The following is a 7,684-nucleotide window of genomic DNA, read 5'->3' as shown; positions in this document are numbered from 1 at the left end:
TAGGATAAACCGTTCTCAATTTAAAACAAGTATTTTTCATAAATCCATAGAAAGAATGGTGAATGCAAAACCGATTTATCAAAAAAACATAAAACAGATATTAAGTGTATAACTCAATAAATTTATTGGTTTATATGCTAAAAAATATGGACTAACCGCTTATTCTAATGAGAAATACTTAAATATAATACGGAAAAACAGAATAGAAAAAACGAAAAACTTTGTTCAGATAGTAATTCCTGTTTTGGCTTTAATAGTAGCGATTTTATCTTTTACAGAGAAATTTCATAGTCTGAAAACGCAAGCCGAAAAAGACAAACAAGAAGTAAAATTGCTGTTATCAAAGCAAACAATTCGTATAAAAAAACTGGAAAAGCGTATCGAAGCATATATCGAAAACCAGAAGAACGAAAATAAGAAATAACTCTTTTCATTAAGATATAATTTAAAACTTAAACATAATGGATGAATATTTTAACAAAGTTGATTTAATTTTACAAAACAAAATTGACAAAATGCCTTTGAAAAGAAACACAGCAGAAAAAGCAGCTATTTATATAGAAACTTATAGCGAATGTTTATTTGAAATGCAAGATGAGTTAAGAGAGTTTTTTAATGAATATACAAAAACTAAATCTTTTTCTGAAGCTGAAATATCAGAGTTAAATAACTATAATCGTAAATCAATGTCAGTTTTTGTGGATATGTTTATGAAAAATTGATTTAAGTTTATTTCAATAGTTACGCCAAATTCAGCAAGTTTTTTTTCAATTGGAATTAACTCTTCTAATAATGGAAAAACCTCGTTTATTCTGTCAATAGTTGGTTGAAATATTTAAAGGAATGAAACCGTTTGAATTTTCCATATCACTAAATATTAAAACCGATTCGCCAACACACGCTACAAGCAATTGGGTTACTCGGATTTAGTTAAAATGGTTTTGTACTGGGCTTTCCAGTCTTGAACCAATGCTTTATTTTTACTTTTCCCAAACTTATTGTAGCGTGGGAACGTTAGCGGTCAGTTTGGCAGGTGTGAAACGAACAAAACTTTAAACAATAAAATACAACAAAATGAGAAATATAATTACTTTTTACTTACTGATAATTCATTTTTTTATTTACTGTCAGGCTAAAAAAAATGAAGATTTAATAAAAGGAATCGTAGAGCATGGGGCAATTGTTGGGGATAAATTTGAAGGTTGTAAGTTGAACAAATTAAAGTTTTTATTGCCTGATACCTCGGTTTATATATATGGCTATTATTCCTGTTTTGATAACGATCAAAGAGATTTTTATAAAGTGTTTTATAATAACGCTCCGTGTTTTATCAGCTCTAAAGAATTGATAGTAGCAGAATCAGACCAAAACAAGCTAAAATCCTTAGATAGTGTTTCAGAGGCCAATTTAGAAAGAATCACATTTCAAAAATCGAAATCAGTACTTTCAAATCAATTGACAAAAGAAAAATCTTTTTTGGCTAAAGGAAAACAAAAAGGAATACTTATACAGTATGTAAAACCTTTTGATGAAAGTGAATATAGTGAGGGAACAGGAATAAAGATTGCTTTCAGGAATATGAGTAAAAAACCAATGAAGTATGTTTGGTTTAATTTAAAAGGATTGAATAGGGTAAATGATTTGGTAAGTAGTAAAACAGTCAAAATAATTGGCGTGATAAATCCAGGAGAAATAGGGAAAGTAGAATTCAATTATGTTTGGTATACAGATATAATTGAAAAATGTAAAACACCATCGATTAAAATTCAGTATATAGATGGGACATTTTCAACAATTCAAAATGCCGATAGTCTAATAGTAACTGAAGACATTGAATACACTTTGTTCCCTGATAACTAAATCTATTTTAAATAGAAAACCGAACGGCTAACACACGTCTCTGGTCATTTGCAAATTCAGTGGAATTATCGTTTTTAATCGTATTTTCGTTTTGCCGAAAATACTCATTTCCAAAACTTACAAACGGCTAGAGGCGTGAGAACGTTATATGCCATTATAAACAACCTATCATGAAACATTGCATTTGGTGTAGTCGAAAGGAGCCTCATGTTACATTTGAAAAAGAAGCACATACTTTTCCTAGATCAGTTGGTGGAAAAAACATTTGTGAAAACGTATGTGATGATTGTAATCATAATTTTGGTTCTACAAAACCAAATCTTCCTGCTGTAGAAATTGTTTTAAAGGAAATCCTAAATTTCTCAAGATATTTTTTGCTTTACACTAAAGAAGTTCCAAGAAATCAAAGATTTAAATCACAATATTTCTCAGTTAACTGGGACACAAAAGTTCTAAAACTTAAACCTTCATATAAATTACAAAAAGGTTTTCAAGAAAAACTCGGCAGGCAATTCACAAGAGGAATGTATAAAATATATTTAGAAGAAAGAGAGAGAATAAAAAAAGATTCTCATAACTCTAAATTTGATTTCATTCGTGAATTTGCTAGATACGATTTAGGGGAATTACAAATATTTTATCTAAAACCAAAATATCCGTTTCTAGGTATTTTTGACGGAACACTAGAAAATCCTAGTATCCATTTTGGAAAAGAAAGCGAAAAGGAGGAAAAAGAATTTGGTATTTACAGTTATCAATTTATGGGACATATATTTTGTATTCCGGTTAGCAAATTATTTAAAGAATTGCATTTTGAACGCTATAAAAAATATTTAAAGGAAAACGATAATTCTTTTGGAACCGAATTGATTCCAATAAAATACTTTAGTGATGTTGATTTCACGTTTAAATTTATTTTTCAATAACGGCATATACGCGCAATAGCTGAGTTGCTTAAGCCAGTTACCGATTTTCCGCTGGAAAATCTTAAATTAGCCCCGATCGCTCGGATATATCAACCCGATTGCTCGGATATGCTCAACGGTCGATAGCGCGGAAATGCTTTCCGTGCCCGCAAAGATGAGCAACTTTGATGAGATCCTTCCTTCGTCAGGATGACAAGTTTGCAGTAAAAGTGCCCCGATCGCTCGGTGTCTCATAGGTACGAGCGTGACCCTCGCACCAGCAAACGGCTCAATTAAATAAAAAATGCTTCCCTATTGAGAAGCATTTTTATTCATTTTTTTTATTCCAATGAATTCTGAGACAAATAATTCATAAACTGTGGTTTGTACTGTTCAGAAACGGTGATGCGTTGTTTGTTAATCACAATTTGACTTCGTTCCACTACCTCAACATTTTTAAGCGAAACGATAAACGAACGATGAACTCTCATGAATTTATCAGCGGATAATTCTTCTTCCATCGTTTTTAAACTCATCAAAGTGAGAATGGGCTGCGGCTCATTTTTAAGCCAAATTTTGATATAATCTTTGAGTCCTTCAAAGTATAAAACCGAATCCAACTCTATTTTGAGTTGCTTGTGTCCTGATTTCACAAATATAAATTCCATTTGGTCGGTTTTTTCTTTTTTCGCTTTTTTAGTCATCGAAAACCAATCTCTGGCTTTATTGACTGCGGTAAAAAACTCGGTATAATCAAATGGTTTTAGCAAATAATCAATGGCTTCGGCTTTTAATCCTTCCAAAGCATACTGATCAAAAGCAGTGGTAAAAATGACCCGGGTAGATTTGGGAAGTAATTTTGCCAATTCCAATCCTGTTAAATCAGGCATTTGAATGTCTAAAAAAATCAAATCAACACGCTCTTCATTTAAAAAGTCCAAAGCCTCAATGGCGCTATTGCATTTTTTTAATAGTTGTAAAAATGGCGTCTTTTCCACATAGCTTTCGACTAAATTCAAAGCCATCGGTTCGTCATCTACTATTAAACAAGTTATTTTATCTGACATTGATTTCGATTTTAATTCAATACAAAAGTTAAATTTCCAAGGCAAGGTTGACTATAAAAAATCCATCATTTACAGCTGTGGAAAACTGATGCTTTCCGGGATACAACAACTGCAATCTTTTCTTCATGTTTTGTAAACCAATTCCCGAACCACTTTTATCACTATCGGTTTTAGGGAAGTTATGGTTTTTTATGCTAAATGAAATTCGGTTTCCATCAACACTCATTTTAAAAATAATTTCAGTTTCCTGACTGGCCGAAACTCCGTGTTTAAAAGCATTTTCTATCAACGAAATAAACAATAAAGGAGCAACCTGAAGATCGGTTTTTAAAACGGGGAAATCATATTCTATTTTAGTATTCTCGGTAAATCGCAACTTCATCAACTCAATATAATTGGTAATAAACTGAATTTCATTACTCAAACTTACCTTATCATTATTGGTTTGATACAATAAATAACGCATCAGTTTACTCAAACTATGAATGGTTTGTTTGGCCTGTTCCGGCGAAACATCCACCAGGGAATAAATATTATTTAAGGAGTTAAAAAAGAAATGCGGTTGCAACTGGTATTTTAAATGCTGTAATTCAGATTCCAATTTAATAGTCATCGCTTCCTTGCGTTCTCCCTCGGTTTTTATCCAACGTTCCGTGGTTTTTAACGCAACTGAAAAAACCAACGGAACAGTGAAAAAAAGAATGTCAATGTAAATAAATAAATTTCTGGATGGCTTAAACTGTCCTTGTTTGTCTTTATGAATAAAGATATGCTGAAAGAAATACTCTTTTATCTGATTGTTAATCAGGATAAAAAAGGCAATCAAAACGGCATTGGAAACCAGAAATAAAATTGTCTTTTTGGTAAAAAGAAACCGCTCAATAAATACAAAATAATTAGTGTAAAAAATAAGTACATAAAAAGACAATGGAATCCAGGAAAAAACAATAACAGCCTGAATAGCCTGGTTTTGCCCAGATGAGAGTAAATAAGGAAAGCTAAATAAAACCGTCCAAACCATCAAATGGTAAAATACTATCGCTAACTTATTTTTTAAAAAATCCATTTTCTCTATTTTATATACTACCAGACCATTATTATTGGGCACCTTGCATCGCTCCTTGCATTCCTTCTGATTCTCCTTTCATATTCTTTCTCTTCATTATGGAGGCATCCATTTGTCCAAATTTATAACTAAAATTCAATTTAAACATTGGGGCATCATTAATCCTGTAGCTATTTTGTATAAAAAAGTCGCTTTCTGAATATTGACTGTAACTTCTTGTCTTAAATATATCATTAACACTTAAAGTTAGCGTTGCGGCATTATTTTTTAAGAAGCTTTTTTGTAGTGCCAAATCTACTCCATAATTCGATTTAACATAACCCTGAGACGAACTTTGTGAACCACTCATTTGGGGACCTCCCATACCTCCTCCACCTTGATTCACCGGTAAGTTGGTTTTAGATTGATAGGTACCTGACAACTGTATTTTGTAATTTTTAGGCAATTTAAAATTGTTGTTCATTTTCAAAAACCAGCTGGTAATGGCGTCTTGTGAAGTTCCGGTTATATTGTCGGTATCAATTTTTGAATTATAAATATTCAAATTAGTATTTGAATCCCACCAGGTATTAAATGTATTTTGAGCAGTAAATTCAGCTCCAATACTTCTGCTTGAATTAGCGTTAACATAGGTACTCAATGGTCTTTTAACTCCATCAGCTGTAATTGTATCCATGTATTTGGTTATTAAATCTTTCGAACCTTTGTAATAAACAGAAACCAATAAGGAATTATTTCCTTTGAATTTTTTAGAATAAGACGTTTCCAATGAATTAATGAATTCCGGTTTTAAGCCTGCATTTCCTCTACTCCAGTTTAACGGATCAGTTGAATCAATAAACGGAATTACCTGCATAAAGAAAGGCCTGTTTACTCTTCTCGAAAAATTAAATTGAACATCCTCATTATCATTCAATTTCTGACTTAAAAATACCGATGGAAACAAACTGATTGGATAGTTATTGGTAAATGTTTGTTTGGTATCCGTAAGTTCTCCTTTGTAATTGGAGCTTTCAGCTCTTAAACCCACTTTGTATCCAAAGTTTTTGATTGAATTGGAAAACGTTGCATAAGCCGCATAAACGTTATCATTGTTTTTATAATTACTACTCGCCGACGGCACAATATCATAAGTATTAGTGGAATTATTATAGATATAATTTCCCTGACTATTGGCCATATTCTTTATTTGAACCCTTAATCCCGCTTCAATTTTTCCTTTTTCTCCAATAGGATTTACGTAATCGGTTTGTATCGTTTGAAACTTATTGGTTCCGTTACCTACTAAGTTTTGAAGAATAGTCCCTTTTTGAACACCTCCATTGGTATCAAAAATATTGGTAGTATACAATGTATTCGTTTCATTTACACCCGAAAAAAGATTAAAGTCTCCGGTAAGCTCTTCTCCATCCTTTTGAAATAAATATTTAAATCCGCCTGTTAAGCCATTGGCATTAAAAACTCTATTATTGTTTGTAGTTCTTTCACTATAACTTACATGAGCACCACCATCATAAAGACTATCCGTTTTTAGAAAATCATTCGGACTCATGTCCCCGTGTACTTTGATAGCACCTAATGACAAAGTCAATCGGTTGCTTAAAAAGTAGTCAATCCCAAATTTACCAAATAGAAAACCTCCGTTATTTTTACTATTGCTATTTTGATCCACCAATAAATTAGGTGAGCTTACTAAATTCCTGATCTCGGTATTTCCTGTATTAACATTTTTCGATTGATTGCCAAATGTACTAACAGAGACATTAAACTTATCTTCTCTTAAATTGAAACTTGCTCCACCGTTTAATCCGCCTCTTTTATCAACACCAGCATTTAAATTACCATTGTAACCGTTCTTTTTGTTTTTCTTTAAAACCAAATTTAATATCCCTGCATTTCCACCCGAAGCATCATACTTAGCCGAAGGATTTGTTATGATCTCTACACTTTCAATGGCATCTGAGGGAATTTGATCTAAAGTTAATGTCGTTGGGCGACCATCAATATAAATTTGAGGAGTAGCATTTCTTAATGTTACATTGCCATCGATATCAACATTAACCGAAGGAACATTTTTCATTAAATCAGCTGCTGTACCACCAACGCTGACCAAATTTTTCTCTACATTAAAAACTTTCTTGTCAATGTCCATAGTAAGCCCTTTTTTACTGGAAGTAACAACTACTGATTTTAATTCCTCTATTCGGGCAACCAATGCAATATTCCCTAAATCCTTATCCAAATCGGCAGATTTTAAATTAGGCATTCCTCCCTTTGCTAAAGAAGGAGAAGACGTAACAGCATTTTGTCCGCCCGTTCCACTGCCGTTATTGGGTGGCAAATCAATAAAAGAGAATTTATTGTCAAAATTCTCAAATCCGATAGCAGTTATTTTTAAAGTATATTTATTAAAGATTGCTAAAGATTCGAATCTAAAATCACCATTTGCTTTTGTGATATTAACGGAAACTAAAACTTCTTTGACTTTTTTGGTTTGTGGATCCATTTTAGATTGCATCAATGTAACTGTGACACCGCTTAATGCTTTCCCATCGGTATCAACTATTTTTCCGTATGCTATTCCCATTGATGGAGAGGGCATTTTTCCTGTTGGAGCTTGAGTTGGAGCTTGAGTTGGAGCTTGTGCTAATATCTTAATTGAAAAACCTAGGAATAACAATAAGAAACCGTAATACTTTTTCATAATAAAAACGTTAAATGATGTTTTTGATATCAAAAGAAAAACAGTTTTCACTTAATGATATCTTTTATTTTGCATCAAAGCT

Annotated in this window: 6 protein-coding genes and 1 pseudogene; 4 read left to right on the top strand and 3 right to left on the bottom strand. The window is 32.2% G+C overall.

Going from position 1 to position 7,684, the window contains the following annotated elements; genetic code table 11:
• The 4 genes and pseudogenes from GTZ96_RS15960 to GTZ96_RS15945 all read left to right on the top strand — a co-directional run.
• Window positions 1–112 (top strand): annotated as a pseudogene (locus GTZ96_RS15960) (IS1595 family transposase); the annotation flags it as partial.
• A gap of 349 nt (window positions 113–461) precedes the next feature.
• On the top strand, window positions 462–722 hold the full coding sequence (locus GTZ96_RS15955; RefSeq protein ID WP_161644906.1) for a hypothetical protein: 261 nt from the start codon (window positions 462–464) through the stop codon (window positions 720–722).
• A 352-nt stretch (window positions 723–1,074) separates the two neighbouring features.
• On the top strand, window positions 1,075–1,860 hold the full coding sequence (locus GTZ96_RS15950) for a hypothetical protein (protein ID WP_161644905.1): 786 nt from the start codon (window positions 1,075–1,077) through the stop codon (window positions 1,858–1,860).
• 170 nt (window positions 1,861–2,030) lie between these two features.
• Window positions 2,031–2,786, top strand: coding sequence for an HNH endonuclease (locus GTZ96_RS15945; RefSeq protein ID WP_161644904.1), 756 nt, complete (start codon window positions 2,031–2,033; stop codon window positions 2,784–2,786).
• 320 nt (window positions 2,787–3,106) lie between these two features.
• Here the strand turns inward: GTZ96_RS15945 and GTZ96_RS15940 are convergent, their stop codons facing one another.
• Genes GTZ96_RS15940 through GTZ96_RS15930 form a run of 3 tightly spaced genes read right to left on the bottom strand, consistent with a single transcriptional unit; the run spans window position 3,107 to window position 7,602 of the window.
• Window positions 3,107–3,832, bottom strand: a complete 726-nt coding sequence (locus GTZ96_RS15940) for a LytR/AlgR family response regulator transcription factor (protein WP_161644903.1) — start codon at window positions 3,830–3,832, stop codon at window positions 3,107–3,109.
• A gap of 28 nt (window positions 3,833–3,860) precedes the next feature.
• Entirely contained in the window at window positions 3,861–4,898 is a 1,038-nt protein-coding gene (locus GTZ96_RS15935) for a sensor histidine kinase (protein ID WP_161644902.1), read from the bottom strand.
• 31 nt (window positions 4,899–4,929) lie between these two features.
• Window positions 4,930–7,602, bottom strand: a complete 2,673-nt coding sequence (locus GTZ96_RS15930; protein WP_161644901.1) for a TonB-dependent receptor — start codon at window positions 7,600–7,602, stop codon at window positions 4,930–4,932.
• Window positions 7,603–7,684 lie beyond the last annotated feature (82 nt).

It is taken from the genome of Flavobacterium undicola (genome assembly GCF_009909155.2).
Lineage (GTDB): Bacteria > Bacteroidota > Bacteroidia > Flavobacteriales > Flavobacteriaceae > Flavobacterium > Flavobacterium undicola.
This window is presented reverse-complemented; position numbering and strand designations above follow the sequence as displayed.

Bases quoted from the DNA above. Each gene is read 5' to 3' on its own strand.
- GTZ96_RS15940 (WP_161644903.1), bottom strand. From the start codon at position 3,832: ATGTCAGATAAAATAACTTGTTTAATAGTAGATGACGAACCGATGGCT.
- GTZ96_RS15950 (WP_161644905.1), top strand. From the start codon at position 1,075: ATGAGAAATATAATTACTTTTTACTTACTGATAATTCATTTTTTTATT.
- GTZ96_RS15945 (WP_161644904.1), top strand. From the start codon at position 2,031: ATGAAACATTGCATTTGGTGTAGTCGAAAGGAGCCTCATGTTACATTT.
- GTZ96_RS15955 (WP_161644906.1), top strand. From the start codon at position 462: ATGGATGAATATTTTAACAAAGTTGATTTAATTTTACAAAACAAAATT.
- GTZ96_RS15930 (WP_161644901.1), bottom strand. From the start codon at position 7,602: ATGAAAAAGTATTACGGTTTCTTATTGTTATTCCTAGGTTTTTCAATT.
- GTZ96_RS15935 (WP_161644902.1), bottom strand. From the start codon at position 4,898: ATGGATTTTTTAAAAAATAAGTTAGCGATAGTATTTTACCATTTGATG.